Origin of the sequence: Streptomyces sp. AA1529 (assembly GCF_000280905.1) — a bacterium.
Classification (GTDB): Bacteria; Actinomycetota; Actinomycetes; order Streptomycetales; family Streptomycetaceae; genus Streptomyces.
The window spans coordinates 15,290-32,449 of sequence record NZ_ALAP01000098.1 but is presented as its reverse complement, the minus strand read 5'-3'; the positions used below and the strand labels follow the sequence as shown (position 1 = coordinate 32,449).

Annotated in this window: 14 protein-coding genes and 1 pseudogene; 7 read left to right on the top strand and 8 right to left on the bottom strand. The window is 74.3% G+C overall.

The window, feature by feature from the left end; genetic code table 11:
- Window positions 1–225: 225 nt before the first annotated feature.
- Window positions 226–873, top strand: coding sequence for a TetR family transcriptional regulator (locus A949_RS0128775; RefSeq protein ID WP_078534359.1), 648 nt, complete (start codon window positions 226–228; stop codon window positions 871–873).
- A 315-nt stretch (window positions 874–1,188) separates the two neighbouring features.
- Here A949_RS0128775 and A949_RS0128770 read toward each other — a convergent pair whose 3' ends face one another.
- Complete coding sequence (locus A949_RS0128770) at window positions 1,189–1,677, bottom strand: GNAT family N-acetyltransferase (protein WP_019359516.1); 489 nt, start codon at window positions 1,675–1,677, stop codon at window positions 1,189–1,191.
- 324 nt (window positions 1,678–2,001) lie between these two features.
- Between A949_RS0128770 and A949_RS0128765 the strand changes: the two genes are divergently transcribed.
- Together A949_RS0128765 and A949_RS0128760 are read left to right on the top strand one after the other, a co-directional pair.
- The gene (locus A949_RS0128765; protein WP_019359515.1) at window positions 2,002–3,171 is read left to right on the top strand and encodes a flavin-containing monooxygenase; all 1,170 of its coding nucleotides are present in this window, start codon (window positions 2,002–2,004) and stop codon (window positions 3,169–3,171) included.
- A 221-nt stretch (window positions 3,172–3,392) separates the two neighbouring features.
- The gene (locus tag A949_RS0128760) at window positions 3,393–4,157 is read left to right on the top strand and encodes a flavin reductase family protein (protein WP_019359514.1); all 765 of its coding nucleotides are present in this window, start codon (window positions 3,393–3,395) and stop codon (window positions 4,155–4,157) included.
- 73 nt (window positions 4,158–4,230) lie between these two features.
- Here the strand turns inward: A949_RS0128760 and A949_RS0128755 are convergent, their stop codons facing one another.
- The gene (locus A949_RS0128755; RefSeq protein ID WP_019359513.1) at window positions 4,231–5,016 is read right to left on the bottom strand and encodes an NAD(P)H-dependent oxidoreductase; all 786 of its coding nucleotides are present in this window, start codon (window positions 5,014–5,016) and stop codon (window positions 4,231–4,233) included.
- A gap of 294 nt (window positions 5,017–5,310) precedes the next feature.
- Here A949_RS0128755 and A949_RS0128750 point away from each other — a divergent pair, with 294 nt between their 5' ends.
- On the top strand, window positions 5,311–6,345 hold the full coding sequence (locus A949_RS0128750; RefSeq protein WP_037708053.1) for a GlxA family transcriptional regulator: 1,035 nt from the start codon (window positions 5,311–5,313) through the stop codon (window positions 6,343–6,345).
- Window positions 6,346–6,654: 309 nt separating this feature from the next.
- Here A949_RS0128750 and A949_RS34975 read toward each other — a convergent pair whose 3' ends face one another.
- Together A949_RS34975 and A949_RS0128740 are read right to left on the bottom strand one after the other, a co-directional pair.
- On the bottom strand, window positions 6,655–7,218 hold the full coding sequence (locus tag A949_RS34975) for an ATP-binding protein (protein ID WP_019359511.1): 564 nt from the start codon (window positions 7,216–7,218) through the stop codon (window positions 6,655–6,657).
- A gap of 785 nt (window positions 7,219–8,003) precedes the next feature.
- Window positions 8,004–8,384, bottom strand: coding sequence for an STAS domain-containing protein (locus A949_RS0128740; protein WP_019359510.1), 381 nt, complete (start codon window positions 8,382–8,384; stop codon window positions 8,004–8,006).
- 438 nt (window positions 8,385–8,822) lie between these two features.
- Here A949_RS0128740 and A949_RS0128735 point away from each other — a divergent pair, with 438 nt between their 5' ends.
- Complete coding sequence (locus A949_RS0128735) at window positions 8,823–9,362, top strand: RNA polymerase sigma factor (RefSeq protein WP_019359509.1); 540 nt, start codon at window positions 8,823–8,825, stop codon at window positions 9,360–9,362.
- On the top strand, window positions 9,359–10,603 hold the full coding sequence (locus A949_RS0128730) for a zf-HC2 domain-containing protein (protein WP_078565562.1): 1,245 nt from the start codon (window positions 9,359–9,361) through the stop codon (window positions 10,601–10,603). The genes A949_RS0128735 and A949_RS0128730 overlap by 4 nt, the downstream gene beginning before the upstream one ends.
- A gap of 130 nt (window positions 10,604–10,733) precedes the next feature.
- Here the strand turns inward: A949_RS0128730 and purU are convergent, their stop codons facing one another.
- The 4 genes from purU to A949_RS0128710 all read right to left on the bottom strand — a co-directional run bounded on the left by purU (window position 10,734) and on the right by A949_RS0128710 (window position 15,961).
- A complete protein-coding gene (gene purU / locus A949_RS0128725; RefSeq protein ID WP_019359507.1) occupies window positions 10,734–11,660 on the bottom strand; it encodes a formyltetrahydrofolate deformylase in 927 nt (308 codons plus the stop codon).
- 134 nt (window positions 11,661–11,794) lie between these two features.
- Window positions 11,795–12,295: an SCO4402 family protein gene (locus tag A949_RS0128720; RefSeq protein ID WP_078565567.1), complete on the bottom strand. Its 501-nt coding sequence runs from the start codon at window positions 12,293–12,295 to the stop codon at window positions 11,795–11,797.
- Between the two features lie 79 nt (window positions 12,296–12,374).
- The gene (locus A949_RS0128715; RefSeq protein WP_026005128.1) at window positions 12,375–14,318 is read right to left on the bottom strand and encodes a hypothetical protein; all 1,944 of its coding nucleotides are present in this window, start codon (window positions 14,316–14,318) and stop codon (window positions 12,375–12,377) included.
- Window positions 14,319–14,569: 251 nt separating this feature from the next.
- Window positions 14,570–15,961, bottom strand: a complete 1,392-nt coding sequence (locus tag A949_RS0128710) for a hypothetical protein (RefSeq protein WP_019359504.1) — start codon at window positions 15,959–15,961, stop codon at window positions 14,570–14,572.
- A gap of 298 nt (window positions 15,962–16,259) precedes the next feature.
- On the opposite strand from A949_RS0128710, the pseudogene A949_RS34970 reads away from it, so the two are divergent.
- Window positions 16,260–16,976 (top strand): annotated as a pseudogene (locus A949_RS34970) (bifunctional DNA primase/polymerase); the annotation flags it as partial.
- Between the last annotated feature and the right edge of the window lie 184 nt (window positions 16,977–17,160).

Here is a 17,160-nt window from a genome sequence, read left to right as displayed (position 1 = left end):
GCGGTCCGGACGCTGATTCTTCCTGGCGAACGCCCCGGTTGCGAACCCGGGGGCGGCACGTACGTGTCGCCGCGGGCGGACAAAGGCCCGGATGGGCCGGAGAATCCGGCTTGCCCCCTCGCACGAGTATCACCCCGATTGCCCTCACCCCCGCCGGAGAAGTGAGCGCACCCCGTTTGCCCGCTGACGAATCGCGGGCCGATCACCCCTCGGTAAGCTGACGGCATGACAGGACAAGTGCGAACCGTCGACGGCCGGGTGGCCGGACGCCGCGGTCAGGCGACACGGCAGAAGCTGCTCGACTGCCTCGGCGAGATGCTCAGCTCCTCGCCCTACCGCGACGTCAAGGTCATCGATGTGGCGCGGAGAGCGGGCACCTCTCCGGCGACCTTCTACCAGTATTTTCCCGATGTCGAGGGCGCCGTCCTGGAGATCGCGGAAGCCATGGCCAAGGAGGGTACGGCCCTCACCGACCTGGTGGCCGGGCGCTCCTGGACCGGCAAGGCGGGCCGGCAGACGGCCGAGGACCTGGTCGAGGGCTTCCTGGGGTTCTGGCGCAAGAACGACGCGATCCTGCGGGTGGTCGACCTGGGCGCCGCCGAGGGCGACAAGCGGTTCTACAAGATCCGCATGAAGGTCCTCAACTCGGTGAACGGCTCCCTCGCCGACGCGATCAAGGACCTCCAGTCCCGGGGCAGGGTCGACAAGGAGGTCAACGCCGCCGCGGTGGCGGGCTCCCTGGTCGCCATGCTGGCCTCGGTGGCCGGGCACCAGAAGGGCTTCCAGAGCTGGGGCGTCAAGCAGGCGGAGCTGAAGCCGAGCCTGGCGCTGCTGGTGCACCTCGGGGTGACGGGGAAGAAGCCCGCCAAGTAGCCCCTCGCTTGCGTTCCGCCCTCTCCGACTGCCGCGCCCCTGCCGCGATGTCCGGCCCCCGGCAGCCGGCCCACCTCTCCGGGTTCACTGCGCGGATCGCCGGTCCAGGCAGGATGACCCGGCCTGCCGAAGTTGCTGCCCGCCGGCAGCCGCGGCTCCCCGGCCCCCCGGCCGGAGCGGACCCGCCCGTCGCGTGTGCGGCGGCCACCGGCTCCTGGCGCCCGATGTCGGTACGACACCGGGCAGCGGCTCCACCGTCCCCCCGCCGCCGTCTCCGGACCCGTACCGGACCCGGGCCGGAACTGTCGGTACCGGCTAGAACCGCTGGTACATGATGTGCAGCCCCACATACCCGTGCCGAGGGTGCAGGAACCCCTCCTCCAGGGTGGCGACGATCTCGAAACCGAGCGACTTCCACAGCCCCACGGCGGCGGTGTTGGTCTCCACCACGGCGTTGAACTGCATCGCCCGGTAGCCCTCCCGCCTCGCCCACTCCAGGGCGTGCTCCCCCAGTGCCCGGCCGACGCCCTTCCCCGCGTGGTCCGGGTCGACCATGAAGCTCGCGCCGGCGATGTGCGCGGCGCCGCCCATGTGGTTGGGGTTCATCTTGGCCGAGCCGAGCACCGTTCCGTCGTCGTCCACGGCCACGACGGTGCGGCCGGGCGGCGGGAGCATCCAGGTGCCGCGGGCCGTGTCCGCGTCCATGTCGCGGGGATAGGTGTAGGTCTCCCCCGCGGCGACGATACGCAGGAGGAAGGGGCTGATGGCCGGCCAGTCGGCCTCGGTGGCGGTTCGGATCTGCACCCGGCCAGCATGCGGCAGGTGTCCCCCTTCGCACCAGCGATTACCTCCGGAGCGGCTGTTCCGCGGCGGGCCGCAGGGCTGTCGCGGGCCCGGCCGGGCGGTTGTGTCCGGTCGACATCCGCAGTCCGGCTCCGCCGCGCACGAAGCGCGCCGACGCCGGTGCCGCCACGCGCTCGATGCGCCGCCGAGAGGGCCGGGGTGAACTCGTGGGGAGCGACGGGTCCGGGACCGGGCGTCCCCGCAACCGACGCCACGTGCTCACGCGGCTTCCGGGCACTCGCCCGCAGGAGTCGGCAGACCCGCCCTAGGATTGTGGTCATGCCCATGTCCGAAAGCGGCACACCCGTCCACATTCTCGGGGCCGGCCCCGGGGGCCTGGCCACCGCCGCGGCCCTCCGGGAGCGCGGCATCAGCTCCGTCGTACTGGAGCGGAGCGACGCCGTCGGCTCCTCCTGGCGCGGCCACTACGACCGGCTGCGCCTGCACACCACCCGGGCCCGGTCCGCGCTCCCCGGACTGCCCCTGCCCCGCGCGTACGGGCGCTGGGTAGCCCGCGACGACCTGGTGCGCTACCTGGAGAAGTACGCGGCGCACCACCGGATCGAACTGGCCACCGGCGTCGCGGTGCACAGGCTGGAGCGGGCCGACGGCCCGGAGGGCGCACCGGCCCCCGCGGGCGGCGCACGGTGGATCCTGCACGCCAACGGCGGACGGCGGCTGACCGCACCCGCCGTCGTCGTCGCGACCGGCTACAACCACACCCCCCACCTACCCGACTGGCCCGGCCGCGACGACTTCACCGGGGAACTGCTGCACGCCTCCCGCTACCGCTCCCCCGCGCCCTACGCCGGTCGCGACGTACTGGTGGTGGGAGCGGGGAACACCGGCGCCGAGATAGCCGCCGACCTGGCCGAGGGCGGCGCCGGACGCGTCCGGCTGGCCGTGCGCACCCCTCCGCACATCCTCCGCCGCTCCACCCTCGGCTGGCCCTCGCAACTCAGCGCGATCCTGGGCCGCAGGCTGCCGGTGCGACTCGGCGACGGGCTGGCCGCGCAGGTCGTCAGGGCATCCGGTCCGGACCTGACCCGGCACGGGCTGCCCCGCCCGGAGACGGGCCTCTACACCCGGGCCCGGCAGGGCGCCACCCCGGTTCTGGACGTGGGGCTCGTGGCCGCGGTGCGGCGCGGCAAAGTGGAGCCGGTGGCCGCCGTGGAGTCGTTCGACGGCGGCAAGGTGAGGCTCGCGGACGGCGAGACGCTCTCCCCGGAGGTGGTCGTCGCCGCCACCGGATACCGGCGCGGCCTGGAGGACCTGGTCGGCCATCTGGGAGTCCTCGACTCCCGCGGGCTGCCCCGCGCACACGGCCGCCGCACCCACGCGGCCGCCCCGGCCCTCTATTTCACGGGCTTCTCGAACCCGCTCAGCGGCACCCTGCGCGAACTCTCGCTGGACGCCCGCCGGATCGCCAGGGCCGTGGCGCGCGCCGCACGCTGAGCCGGCCGCCGCAGGCGGCGGAGCGGGCGCCGCGGGGGAAGCCCGGGTCCTCGCCGGCCGCCCCGCGCCTCCCGGTGCCGTGGACCCGGCTTCGAGGCGGGGTGGAGCACCGTGGTTACTCTGGAGTTGCCGTGCGCGTCGGCACGACAGCGAGGAAACGTCCGCAACTCTCGAACTGACGGAACATCAGGTGCGATGAATCCATGAGGGGACACGCTGGAATGGCAGCCACAGCGGCGCGCTATCTGCGCGCCGCGGGCGCACCCGCCGCCCGCGGCACCCGCAACACCCGGCCCGGCACCGGACGGTCCGGCGCGGACCGACCGGGCGCGGAGCGGCAGAGCACACAGCGGCCGGGCACCGGACCGGAAGCGGCATCCGGCACGCTCCCCGCGGCCGGTCTGCGCGCCGTGCGCGAGGGCGAGCGCGCCCCCGTCGATCCGGCCCACTTCCGGCGCGTGCTCGGCGGCTTCGCCTCGGGTGTCACCGTGGTGACCGCACCCGCGGCGGAGGACCCTGCGGAGCACAACCCGGCGGGTGGCTCCGCCACGGCGGAGTCCGGCGGGACGCCGGGGCCGGCCGGGTTCGCCTGCCAGTCCTTCGCCTCCCTGTCGCTGGACCCGCCCCTGGTGTCGTTCATGGTGGGCCGTACCTCCACCAGTTGGCCCCGCATCGCACGGGCCGGCGTCTTCTGCGTCAACGTGCTGGCCGCCGATCAGGGCGAGCTGTGCCGGGCCTTCGCGGTGAGCGGCGCCGACAAGTTCGCCGGGGTCCCGCACCGCCCCGCACCGGTCACGGGGTCGCCGTTGCTGGCGGGCGTGGCGGCGTGGATCGACTGCGAGATCCACGCCGTGCACACCGGCGGCGACCACCTCATCGTGGTGGGCCGGGTGCGCGCCCTGGACGCGGCCGAGGACGCCGGGGACCCGCTGGTCTTCCACCGCGGCCGGCTGGGCACCTTCGCACCGGCCGACGGCCGGGACTGAGCACGGCGGCCACGACGGCCACGGCGGCCCGGACCCGTCGCCGGTCGCCCGTCCCCGCCACCGGGACCCGCGGTCACCTGGAGTGCACCTCCAGCCCGGTCCGGCCGGGGGCGAGTTCCGGTCGCAGCACCAGATCGGCGTCGTAGTCGCCGCCCGCCTCGTACCGGAAGGGCAGCGGGGCGAGCGAGTCCAAGGTGCGCAGCCGCTCGCGCAGCTCCTCCTGGCGCTCTTTGACGTCCGCCGCGCCCGCCCGGTCGGCCCCGTAGACCACGAACGGCGGGAGCGCCGCCATGCCCGTGTACCAGAACGTGCCGTGGTGCAGCGGGAAGAGCACGTCGTTCACATACCCGTGGACGCCGCGCGGCCCGAAACCGGAGGCACGCGCCCCGACCGACGTGACGACCATGGCGCGCTTGCCCGCCAGTCCCCCGTCCCCGTACCGGCGGACGGCGCCCCGCGCGTCCCGTACGCCGAACGCGAAGCCCTGCACCAGCACCCGGTCGAACCAGCCCTTGAGGATGGCGGGCGGTCCGAACCACCACAGCGGGAAGTGGAAGACCACGGTGTCGGCCCACTCGATCTTCTCCTGCTCGGCCCGGATGTCCGCACTGAGCCCGCCCGTGACGTATCCGTGCTCCTGCGCGTCGCCGACCAGCAGCCGCTCCCCGGCCGGCGCCCTGCCGGGGAAGTCCGCACCGTCGACGACCGGCTTCCAGCCCATCGCGTACAGATCTGACTCCCGCACCTGGTGCCCCTGCTCCCGCAGCGCGGCGACGCCGGTGTCCCGCAGGGCGGCGTTCAGGGAGCGCGCCTCGGGATGGGCGAAGATCCACAGGGTCTTCCTCGGCGTCTCCGGCACCCCTGTCGCCTCAGCCGCCTCAGCCGCTTTCGTCGTCTTCGTCGCCCTCATCGTCTTCGTCGTCTTCGTCGTCTTCGTCGTCTGCATGCCACCGATCCTGCGTCCGGCCGGGGACCGGAACGAGTGGCCGGATGGACGACGAGTGCAAGAATCCGGCCAGCTCCGCGGGCGCCCTCGAACCGGCCCGCGGCACGGGAGCGGGCAGTTCGCGGCCCCGGCGACCGGGCCGACCGGGTGCTCGGGGGGCCCGGCGGATCAGGTGGCCCGAGGAGCACCGTGTGCGAGGATCAGGCCATGGCTGCCTTCACCCGCCCCGGACTGCACCGGGTGGCCGTGCTGGTCAGGCACGGAGTGCTGCCGATGGAGCTGGGGCTGGTGCACCAGGTGTTCGGCCGCGCCGCCACCGCGCAGGGCGACCCGCTGTACGAGGTCCTCACCTGCGCCGTCACCCCGGGAACCGTCCGTACGGACGCCGATTTCCCCATCCACGTCGCGCACGGACCCGAAGCGCTGGCGGAGGCCGACACGGTCGTCGTCCCCGCCACCCACGAGCCGGACGAGACGGAGACCGAGGGCACCCTGCCCGCACCGCTCCGCGAGGCGTTCGCACGGGTCCGCCCCGGCACCCGGGTGGCATCCATCTGCACGGGTGCCTTCGTCCTGGCCGCCGCCGGACTGCTGGACGGCAGGCGGGCGACGACCCACTGGATGTCCACCGACAGCTTCCGCACCCTGTATCCGGCCGTGCGACTGGACCCGGACGTGCTCTACGTGGACGAGGGCTCCGTGCTGACCTCCGCCGGCGAGGCGGCCGGGATCGATCTGTGCCTGCACATCGTGCGGGAGGACCACGGCGCGGCCGTCGCCAACACAGTGGCCCGGCGCACCGTCGTGCCGCCGCACCGGGACGGCGGGCAGGCCCAGTTCATCCGCCGCCCCGTACCCGAGCCCCGCCGCTCCTCCACCGGAACGGCCCGCTCCTGGGCCCTGGATCACCTGGACCGCCCGCTGACCCTCCGCGAACTCGCCGCGCGCGAGTCCATGAGCGTGCGCACCTTCACCCGGCGCTTCCGCGAGGAGGTCGGCGTCACGCCGCTGCGCTGGCTGACCCAGCAGCGCATCGAACGCGCCCGCCAACTGCTGGAGGAGACGGACCTGCCCGTCGAACGGGTCGCCGCACGCGCCGGCTTCGGCACGGCCGCCTCCCTCCGCCAGCACTTCCACGCGGCGCTGGGCGTCTCCCCCCGCGCCTACCGCCGGACGTTCCGGGCGGAGACGGCGGCGGCAGGGACCGCGGAGGCCGCAGAGGACGCGGAGGACGCGGCGTAGCGGATCGCGCGACGGCGGGCGACCGGCCGCGGGGCAGCGGACGGCTGCTGGGCCCGGCACAGTCGGGTGGCGGCGCTCCGGTGCGCGCCCCGAGCACGGCACGGGATACCGCCACCCGACTCCGGCGCTCGGGGACCCGTCCTCGGACGGAGGTCGGCGCCGGAACGCGACCCGCACTCGCCGAGGAACCTCAGGTACCTCGTCGTCCCCTCACGACGAATCGCTCCACCCAAGGGTGATCAAACCGGTACGAGACGTCAACACCTGGTCTGGACTTTGGGAGTTATGCCCGTATTGCCCGGCGCGCGCTCAGCCGAACGCGCCAGCGCCCGCACCGGCCACATTGACGCGCGCACCCACGTCCACCCCGGCACGCCGCTCACCGTTCGCCCGGGCCTCCCGACGGGTGCCCGGCTCCCGGCCGTTGGCCGGCCCGGGATCCGCCGCCCCCAGCGGCGCGGTGTCCAGCTCGCACCAGACACGTTTGCCGCCCGGCTCGTGCTCCCAGCCCCAGCGGTCGGCCAGACCCGAGACGAGTTCGAGGCCACGGCCTCCGGTGTCCTCTCCCTCGGCGAGGCGGCGGCGCGGCGCGCGGCTGCTCGCGTCGGCCACCTCGACCCGGACCGACCCGGCCACCTCGTGCGCGGCCCCGGCCGGGCAGCGCCGCGGCAGCAGCATGCACAGGACGGCCGGACAGCCGGTGTGCACCACCGCGTTGGTGACGAGTTCCGAGATCAGCAGAATCAACGTCTCGGCCAGCGGCTCATCGGCGTTCACCCCCGATCCCGCCAGCCGGGCCCGGGCCCACCTCCGGGCACGGGCCACCTCCGTCGGATCGGATCCGATCTCCAACTGCTCCAGAAGCACCTGCACCGCTCACACCATCCGAACTGGCGGACACATCGCCTCGCGTCTCCATGTAGTCACGGATTGTGACTCCAGCGAGAACAGCATGGTTGACTCGTAGTGAAGCCAACAAGCGCTTCAGGCATATTCCGGCGCAAAGGAGTAGACGCACGGCATACTGTGCGACGCCGAGCCCGGAGACTCGAACGACCGCGCCCGTATCTCGTGGACACCCTTGCTCCCCTTGGCCGTCGGGGCCGACACCGCTCGGCGGCGCGGCCCGCGCCTTCCGCCGGCGACCCGCCGCCGCCGTGCTCGCACCCAGGGAGCGTATCCGAGTGGAATACGATCTTCCGCTCACGGTGGCCAAGAGTCACACACAAGACAGTCATAACCCTGCGTAACGACCCTCACCCCCTGGGATGCCCCCGGGGTGCGGGGCCGCTGCGCGACGAGGCGATGTGCCGCGGCCATCCGGACCCGAACCGGAGGGGCGGGTGTGCGCGGTGGTGGAGCAGCCCGCGGGAGCGGCACGGCTCACGGTTCGGCAGGTGGCCGCGTATCCGCGCGCGGCGGGGCCGGCCACCTGCCCATTGCCCGAGCGGGTGGCGGTGCCGGAGAGGGTGGAGGCGCTGCCGCGCGACGGAACGCTGCGCAAGTGCTCACGTACGGGCTGCGGGAGCGGTTCCCGGGAGCCGCCGAGGCGGCCGGGAGGGAGGGGGAGCCAGGGGAAGGGGTGCGGCGGCGCGGGGCGGGGTGCGGGGGAACGGCTTCCTGCGCACGCGGTGCTGTCACACCGCGCGACGGGAGGATCACGCCGTGAGCGGGCCGGTGGTCGTGTGCGCGTCGGTGGCCGCGGCCAGATCCGGGTAGCAGTCGAAGAGCCGCCGTACGCCCAGCGCGGAGAGCACCCGGTTGACGTGGGAGCCGTCCTCGGCACCGCGCGCGGGCAGGATCAGCCGGAGCCGCCCCGCGCAGGAGCGCATCAGCCGGCGGGAGGCGATCAGGACGCCCACTCCGCTGGAATCGCAGAAGAGGACGTCGGACAGGTCGAGCACGAGGCTCCTGCGCCCTTCCGCGACGGCATCGTGCACATGCTGCCGCACCGCGGGTGAGGTGACCAGGTCCAGCTCACCGGAGACCCGGAGCACGGCCCACCCGTCCCGCTCCTCCTCCAGCACCTTCAACGACACGCCCCGCAACCCCTTCGTCGATCGCCTACAGCAGTCGGCTGCCCTGGCCCACCCCTCCAAAACTGGTCCCGGGGAACCGACCCTATGCGTTCCCCTGCTCTTACCCGCGGGAACCTGCGGGAACTTGTGGTCACGCCCCCATAACGCCGGACCGCAGCCACCCCTCCAATCTCTCACTTCCCACCCGGCCCACGCACAGCGTGACGCGATACACACCCTCGGCGACAGCATCGGGGCGCGCGTTGCGTCAAAAGGGGCGTGCGTTGTCGGCGGCTCGCACTACATTCGAGGGGTTGACGGGCATCACAGGAGCGGAAGGGAAACCGCCGGACGCGCCACCGCAGCGCGCGGAACGGACGCGGAGCGGAAGCGGACGGCGGAACCGGAGGACTGGGGGCCACCTTGGCGAACGACACATCACCGCGCTGGGACCGGAAGATGCAGCAACGGCTCGCGCGCGGTGAGGCCGCGGCGCTCGGCGAGCTCTACGACCGCTTCGCCTCCCTGGTGCACGGCCTCGCCCACCGGGTGCTGGCCGACGAGGCGGCGGCCGACAGCACGACGCGGGAGGTCTTCGCCTACATCTGGGAGCACCCGCGCGCCTTCGATCCACGCGAAGGACCCATGCGGGCCTGGGTGGCGGCGCTGACCCAGCGGACGGCGACCGCGGCACTCCGCCGGCAGCAGCGGCGGGACGCGGACCCGGACTCCCCGGAGCAGGCCGAACGGTTCGAGGAACAGGTCCGTGCGGCCGCAGCCGCGGCCCGGGCCGACTACATCGTCACCTCCATGCCCTCCTCGCTGCGTGCCGCCCTCGAACTGGCCTACTTCGAGCGGCACGACTACCGGCAGGCCGCGCGCACCCTCGGTGTGACCGAGGACGAGGCCCGGCGCCGGCTGCGGCTGGGCCTCCAGCTCCTCTCCTCCGCGATGCCCCGGCCCGCCGTGGCGCCACCCGGCACGGGGCACCGGCCGTGAGCCGGCCACCGGCCCGACCGGGTCCGGAACAGCCCGCCGGGCCAGAGCCGAGCGGGCGGGCGCCCGCGACCGGCACCGCGGACACCCCGCCCGGCCCGCACGAGCACCGGGTGCTCACCTCGCTGCTCGGGGCCTGGGCGCTGGCGGCCTGCTCCCCGGCGGAGACGGCCGCCGTCGAAGCGCATCTGACCGACTGCGCGCCCTGCGCCGAGGAGGCGCTGCGGCTGCGGGACGCGGTCGGCCTGCTGCATGCCGAAGACAGCCTCGATCTGGACCCGATGCTGCGCTCCCGGGTCCTGGAGGGGTGCCTCGACCGCCGCCCGGCCCGTATACCGACACCCGCCTGGGCGGCTCCGTACGACGCCGAGACGGCCCGGCTGGACGCACTGCTGCGCGACATGGCCGAGGCGGAGTGGCGCGCTCCGGTGCGGCTGCGCTGGTTCGACGGCGAGCGGCAGGCCGCGCGGGAGACGACCGTGGCCGGTGTCCTGGGCCATCTGCTCGCGGTGGACGGGCTGGTCGCGACGGGTATCGGGCTGCCCGACCCGATGCCCTCGGGCGCCCTGCCCACCGGTCCCGGCGCCGGACCGCAGACCCGGACGGAGGTCTACTGGGCGCTGGACGACGCCGGACAGCGCGCCCAGGCCGCCCGCGAGCGCTGGCGCGAGCAGAGCCACGCGCTGATCCGCGATGTGTCGTTCCTCGCCGCCGAGGACGCCGGCTCCGGCGGCGAGCGTCCCGCCGCGCCGGACCGGCGCGTGGACTACGGCGGCTTCACGCTCCCGCTCCGGGACGCCTTCCTGGACCGGGCCTTCGAGTGCTGGCTGCACGCCGGGGACGTCGCACAGGCCGTCGACTACCCGTACGAACCGCCCGGCCCGGCACATCTGAACCAGCTCGTCGACCTCGCGGCGCGGCAGCTGCCCGGGGCCATCGCGGCCCGCCGGCGCAGCGGTCTCGCACCGCCGGTGCGCGGTCTGGCCGCCGCCGGAGCACCGGGGCGCACGCTGCATCTGGAGGTCGAGGGCAGCGGGGGCGGCGACTGGTACATCCCGCTGGACTCCCCCGGCACCCGCGCCTCGCCCGAGCGCACCGTCGCCCACATCGCGCTGGACGACCTGGAGTTCTGCCAGCTCGCCGCGGGCCATGTCCCGCCGCTGGACGCCGCCGCGGGCCAGGACGGCGACCCACAGGCCATCCAGGACGTCCTCTACGCCACGGCCTCGCTCTCCCGCCTCTGACGGCCCCGGAACCGGAAGCGGGCCCGCCGGAAGCGGTGCCGGGCCGGGCCGTCCGGGCGCCGGGGCGGCAGGGCGCCGCGTCATCGGGGCGCCGGGGGCTGAGGCCGTCAGGTGGTCCGGCGTCGGATCGTCAGGTGAAGACGACGGTGCGGTGGCCGTTCAGCAGCACGCGGTGCTCGCTGTGCCACTTCACCGCGCGGGCCAGCGCCTGGCACTCCACGTCCCGCCCCACGGCCACCAGCTGCTCGGGGGTGACGTCGTGGCTGACCCGCTCGACCTCCTGCTCGATGATCGGGCCCTCGTCGAGGTCCGCGGTCACGTAGTGCGCGGTGGCGCCGATGAGTTTGACGCCGCGGGCATGCGCCTGGTGGTAGGGCTTGGCGCCCTTGAAGCTCGGCAGGAACGAATGGTGGATGTTGATGATCCGCCCGGACAGCCGCTTGCACAGGTTGTCGGAGAGGACCTGCATGTAGCGCGCGAGGACGACGAGCTCGACCCGCTCCTCCTCGACGAGTTCCAGCAGCCGCTCCTCGGCCGCCTCCTTGGTGTCCTTCGTCACGGGGATGTGGTGGAAGGGGATGTCGTAGGAGGCGACCAGCTCGGCGAAGTCGGTGTGGTTGGAGACCACCGCGGCGATCTCGACGGGGAGCGCACCGATCCGCGAGCGGAAGAGCAGGTCGTTGAGGCAGTGCCCGAACCTGCTGACCATCAGGACGACCCGCATCCGCTCCTCGGCCCGGTGGATCTGCCAGTCCATCCGGAAGGATTCACCGATGGCGGAGAAACTGGCGCGCAGCTTCTCCACGGTGGTGTTCCCGGTGAAGTGGACGCGCATGAAGAAGAGCCCGGTGTCGCGGTCCCCGAACTGCTGGCTGTCCTCGATGTTGCAGCCGGTCATGAACAGATAGCTGGAGACGGCGTGCACGATGCCCTGGTTGTCCGGGCACGAGAGGGTGAGGAGGAACTGACCCGGCTGCCCGCTCTCGGCGGCTCCGGCGGCTTCGGTGCCCCCGGCGGCTTCGGCGGAACGGTCGGGAGCGGGGTGCGACTGGCTCATGGCCCCAAGATTGGCACATCGCGGACGTGCTCCCGCATCCGGTGCGGGCAGCCGGTGCGTCCGGTCGCACCCGGCCCGTGGATCCCGGGCACGCCCGGCCCCCGGGCCCGGTCACGCCCGCCCGGTACCTCCCGTCACACCGCCCTGAGCGTGATCGCCAGGACCTCCAGCGAGCGGGGCGGCTCGTCGGGGTCGTCGCCGTCGTTGCCGGCCAGCAGGGTGTGCGCCTCCCGCGCGGCCCGGACGGCTTCCGGCCACTCCGGATGCTCCAGATACGAGGCGACCGGTGCGTCGGCGCCGACCTGGTGCATGATGCGCAGCACCCGCAGCACCGCCGCGTCCACCGCCTGCGCCTCCTGCACGTCACGGAAGATCGTCCCGACATACTTCTCCGCGGACCAGTTGTCCAGCCAGGTGTCCTCGACCAGGCGGTAGACGGCGTCCGTGACATCGCCGTATCCGGGACGTCCGGCCAGCCAGCACTCGTGCTGGAAGGTCTGGTCGGAGAGCATGTGCAGCGCGGAGCGCACGTTGCTGCGCCAGCGCCACCAGGGCACGTCGTTGACAGGCATGCCGTCCATGGTGGTGGAACGACGCCCACGTCGGGAAGACTTCACCGAACCTGCTTGCTGCATGGTCACCGACCCTACGTTCCGCCTGCCGGACGTCCGGGCGCGGGCCCTCGCTCCCCGGCGGCACCCGTGCGCGGGGTGCTCACAGCGAACCGAAGGGGCGCTCCTTGAGGCCGTACTTCTTCGCCGTCGGATTCCACAGTCCCGCGGCCTTCTTCTTGGCGGTGGTCGCGGAGCCGCTGGCGCGGTTGGCCGCCGCGAGCTGCCGCGTCGTCTTGGCCTTGCCCTTGTGGCAGCCCTTCTTGCCCGCCGCCTGGTCCGCCCAGGCCGCGTAGTGGTTGTCGGCGGAGGCCGAGGAGCGCCAGGCGCTCTTCAGCGCGGAGTTCAGCTCCGCGCTGTCGGGAAGCTTGTCCGTCTCCAGCTCGCCGAGCCGCCGCACCAGACCGGTCCGCTGCTTGGCGGCCGACCGCAGATCGGTGGCCGCTTTGCCCAACTGTGTGCAGTTCTTGATGTTCTGCACGGAACGGATGACCTGGGAGCGGCTGTTGTTGCTGTCGGCCAGCAGCGCGTCCAGCTTCTTGGCCTGCGCCTCGGCCGGGTCGGCCGGAGCGCTCGACTCCTCCCCCGCGGGAGCCGTGGACGCCTTCGGCTTGTCGCCGTCCGAACTGTCGCCGCCGTCCGCGAGGAGGAGGCCGACGACCAGCCCCACCACGGCGACCCCCGCCAGACCGCCGCCGATCAGCAGCCACGGAGGTGTGCGGCGGCGGCCGCGGCCGGCGTCCCGCCGCGCCGCCCGGCCACCCGGCTGCGGCTCGGACTGCTGCGAACCGGGCTGCGGATAGCCGTAGCCGCCGCCCTGCGAACCGGGCTGCGGATAGCCGTAGCCGCCGCCCTGGGAGCCCGGCTGCGGATAGCCGTAGCCGCCGCCGGGTCCCTGCGGCCCCGCCGCCGGGTCGAACACCGGCAGGTTCTGCGTGGAGCCCGGCTCGTCCCGGCCCGCGGGGGCCCGCCCCGGCCCGCCGGACCGCGGGGCGTCGGAGCGGAAGAGGTTCTCGAACTCGGGGAGGGGTTTGCGCGCCTCGGGCTCTCCCTGGCCGTGGCCTCCGCCGTCGGGCGGGCCCGCGTCGGCGGACATCGGCGGCAGCATCTGGGTGGCCTCGGAGTCGCCGCCCGCAACGGGCGCCATGTACTGGGTGGCCTCGCTGTCCGGACCGGCGCCCACCGGCCCGGCGGGCTGCGGCGGCAGCAGCTGCGTGCCGTCGTCGGGGCCGACGGCACCGCCGTGGCCGGCGGGCCCGCCGGGAGCGGCACCGGCTGCGGACGGCAGGTCCGCCGGGAAGGGCGGAAGCATCTGGGTGGCGTCGCCGTCCGCTCCCCCGGCCTGCGGCGGGCCGGGCGGTGCCGCGGGTGGCGCGGGCGGCGCCGCGGGCGCGGCATGCCACCCGGAGCCGTCCGTCGAGCCGGTCGACGGCGGGTATGCCGGCGGGTACGCCGGCGGCTGCTGGGGCAGCGCGTGGGCGCCGCCCTGCCCCGGCGACCCGTACGGATCGGCCGCTCCCGGTTGCGGATACCCCGCGCCGCCGTCCGGTGCCGGGGGGCCGTAGGCGTCCGGGCCGGGCCGGCCGTAGCCCTGGGCGCCCTCGGGCGGCAGTGCGCCGGGGCCCGGCGCCTGCGGTCCTCCCGGACCGAAGTCTCCGGGCCCGGGCTGCGGTCCCGCGCCCTCGGGCGGCAGCGAAGGGGGGTGCGGCGGGCGGGCGGGGGTGCCTTCCGGCGGCAGGGGCAGTGCGCCGGGGCGGTCGCCGTCCTGCGGGGCACCCCAGTAGCCGGGCCCGGCTCCGGCCTCCGGGGCCCCGCCCCCGGCCGCTTCGGAGCCGGGACCCCAGGGCTGGCCCCACGGCTGCCCGGCCGGCGGCTGCACACGGTCGCGCTCGGACTGGACCTGGCGCTGCTGCTGAGGAGTCCACGGGTCGCCGTTGGACGGCAGCACGACTCCCTCGTAGGGGGTCGTGGAGGCGGGCAGGGCGTCACCGGGAGAGCCGGGAGAGCCGGAAGTCCCGTCCTGTCCGCGTCCGTTGTGCGTTGTCACCAAGACTCCTCGATCGCATGGCTAGCGGAAGCGTCGGGTCACGCTACCGGGTCACCCCAACGGGCGACCACGCACCCAGATGTGCGGACACCCTTCCTTCACCTGATGTCGGCATGAAGCACCCGGAAGGGGATGCATGCGGCATTTCTTCGAGGGGTCCCGGACCTCGGTACGCACGTCGGCTCACGCGCCGGCATCCACGCCGGTGCATGTGTCGCGCCACATTCGGCTCACATGTGGGCGCCCGCTCCTCACGCCGCGGGGGTGGGCTCCAGACTCTCGTTGAACTCCCGCACCACGGGCTCCGCCCCGTACGGTTCCAGCCGCAGCCGGAAGTCCTCCAGATACTCCGCTCCCCGGTCCGACCGCAGCCCGGCCAGCAGCCGCGCGGCCTCGCCGGCCGTGTGGCAGCCGCGCTCCACCTCGCGTTGCTGGACCTGTGCGTCCGCCAGCAGGAACAGTCCGATCGCGCGCCGCCGCGCCCGCCCCTCCGGGTGGCCGGTGACGGCCTCCTCCGCGCGGGCCGCCGCACGCTCGGCCTGCCCCAGGTCGCGGTGGCAGTGGGCGAGTTCGTCCGCGAGGTAGGCGCGGTCGAAGTGCGCGATCCAGGGCGGGTCGTCGCCGGCCCCGGCGGCCGACTCGGCACCGTCCATCGCCGTCAGCGCACGGGACGCGGACCCCTGGCAGGCCCGCTCGTCCCCCATCAGTGCGTGCCCGCGGGCCTCCGCCGCGTGGAACATCGCCTCGGCCCGCGGCGTCACCCGCCCCCGCGCGCCCTCCTGTGCCGCGCGCGCCAACTGCGCGATCTCCCGCGGGTTGCCGAGCGACGCGGCGAGGTGGCTCATTCCCGCGGCGAGCACATAGCCGCCGTAGGCCCGGTCCCCGGCGGCCTGGGCCAGCCGCAGGGACTGGATGTAGTAGCGCTGCGCCAGCCCGTGCTGCCCGGTGTCCACGGCCATGTAGCCGGCCAGTTCGGTCAGCCGGGCGACGGCGGCGAACAGCGACCTGCCGACCGCCTCCTTGTAGGAGCCGGCCAGCAGCCCGGAGACCACGCTGTTGAGGTAGTGCACCACGACGGGCCGGATATGGCCGGCGCCGTAGCGGTGGTCCAGGTCGGAGAGCGCCTCGGTCATCGCCTGCACGGCGGCCACGTCCGGCTCGCCCACCCGGGCCCCGGAGGAGCGGGAGACCTGATGGTCGGGCTGCGTGATCAGCCAGTCACGGCTCGGCTCGACCAGTGCGGAGGCCGCCACGGTCGAACCCGTCAGGAAGTCCCGGCGGCCCACGTCGCTGCGCCACAGTTCGCAGACCTGCTCGACGGCGCCGACGACCGTGGGCGCGAACCGCAGCCCCACTCCGGAGGCGAGGTTCTTGCCGTTGGCCATACCGATCTCGTCGATCGTCACGGTCCGGCCCAGCTTGCGGCCGAGCGCCTCGGCGATGATGCCGGGTGCCCGGCCGCGCGGCTGCTGCCCGCGCAGCCAGCGGGCCACGGAGGTCTTGTCGTAGCGCAGGTCCAGTCCGTGCTCGGACCCGCACATGTTGACGCGGCGGGCCAGGCCCGCGTTCGAGCACCCGGCTTCCTGGATGAGCGCTTGCAGGCGTTCGTTGGGCTGCCTCGCGACGAGCGGCCTGGCGGCCATGAGATCCCCCTCCGTGGTTTCCGTGCTGACCGGGCCCGATCACTGCTGCGTGCGCGGCGCATATGCCCGTGATTCCCTCGAACCCCGCCCTTCACAGCGCAATGCACCGCAGGGGGACTACCCACCCAGGACCGCCCTTCTGGGTACGCGCCCCTACACATGCCCCTATGCGCCGTTCCGAGCGCGGGCTGCCCCCCCTGGGCTGCGGAAACAGCGACGGCTCGACCGGCGTATGCGCCGTCGTGCCCCGAGCCGCTCCGCTCCGCGCCCGTAACCCTTGCGGGGGACGAAAGTTGTGATGGTCGTGGAAGAGACCATCACGCTTACCTCGGATACCTCTGATACCTCGGATACCTCTGACGCCACCGGAGCGACCACGCGCCCGCGCATCCCGGGGCAGCGCACGGCACCGCAGGCCACTCCCCTGGAACACGCGGTGCGTTACGCCCAGGAGCGGGCCTGGGACGTCTTCCCCGGCACCTGGCTGGAGACGGTGGACGGCGTGCCGCGCTGCTCCTGCGGGGAGCGCACCTGCCCCGCGCCCGGCGCACATCCCGCGCGCGCCCGCTGGGCGGACGAGACGACGGGGAGCGCGACGACCGTGCGCCGGTTGTGGGCGACCGAACCGCGCGCCGCCGTGCTGCTGCCGACCGGACGCGCCTTCGACGCGCTGGAGGTGCCCGAGACGGCCGGCTGTCTCGCGCTCACCCGGCTGGAGCGGATGGCGCAGCCGCTGGGGCCGGTCACCTGCACCCCGGACGGCAGGATGCTCTTCTTCGTACTGCCCGGCGTCGCGGCGAAGGCGCCCGCCACGCTGCGCCGCCTGGGCTGGTCCCCCTCCGCACTGGACCTGCGCACCAAGAGCGCCGGGGACTGGGTGGCGGCGCCGCCCACCCGGCTGGGCACCCGTGGGGCCGTCCAGTGGGCCCGCGAGCCCAACGCCGCCAACCGCTGGCTGCCGGACGTCGACGAACTGCTCCCCACGCTCGCCTACGCCTGCGGCCGGGAGGCGGCGGGACGCGCGGTCCGCACCGCGCCGGACAGCGCGGCCCGGTCGGCGGCGGACGGCCCGGGCCGCACGGCAGCGGGGCCGGCCGGGCCGGCGGACCGCACGACGACCGGCTCGCCCACCGCCACCGGCCCCGCCCCGGGTGCACCCGGCGGCCCGCCACCCGGCCCGGTGCCGGGAGCGGGCCCCC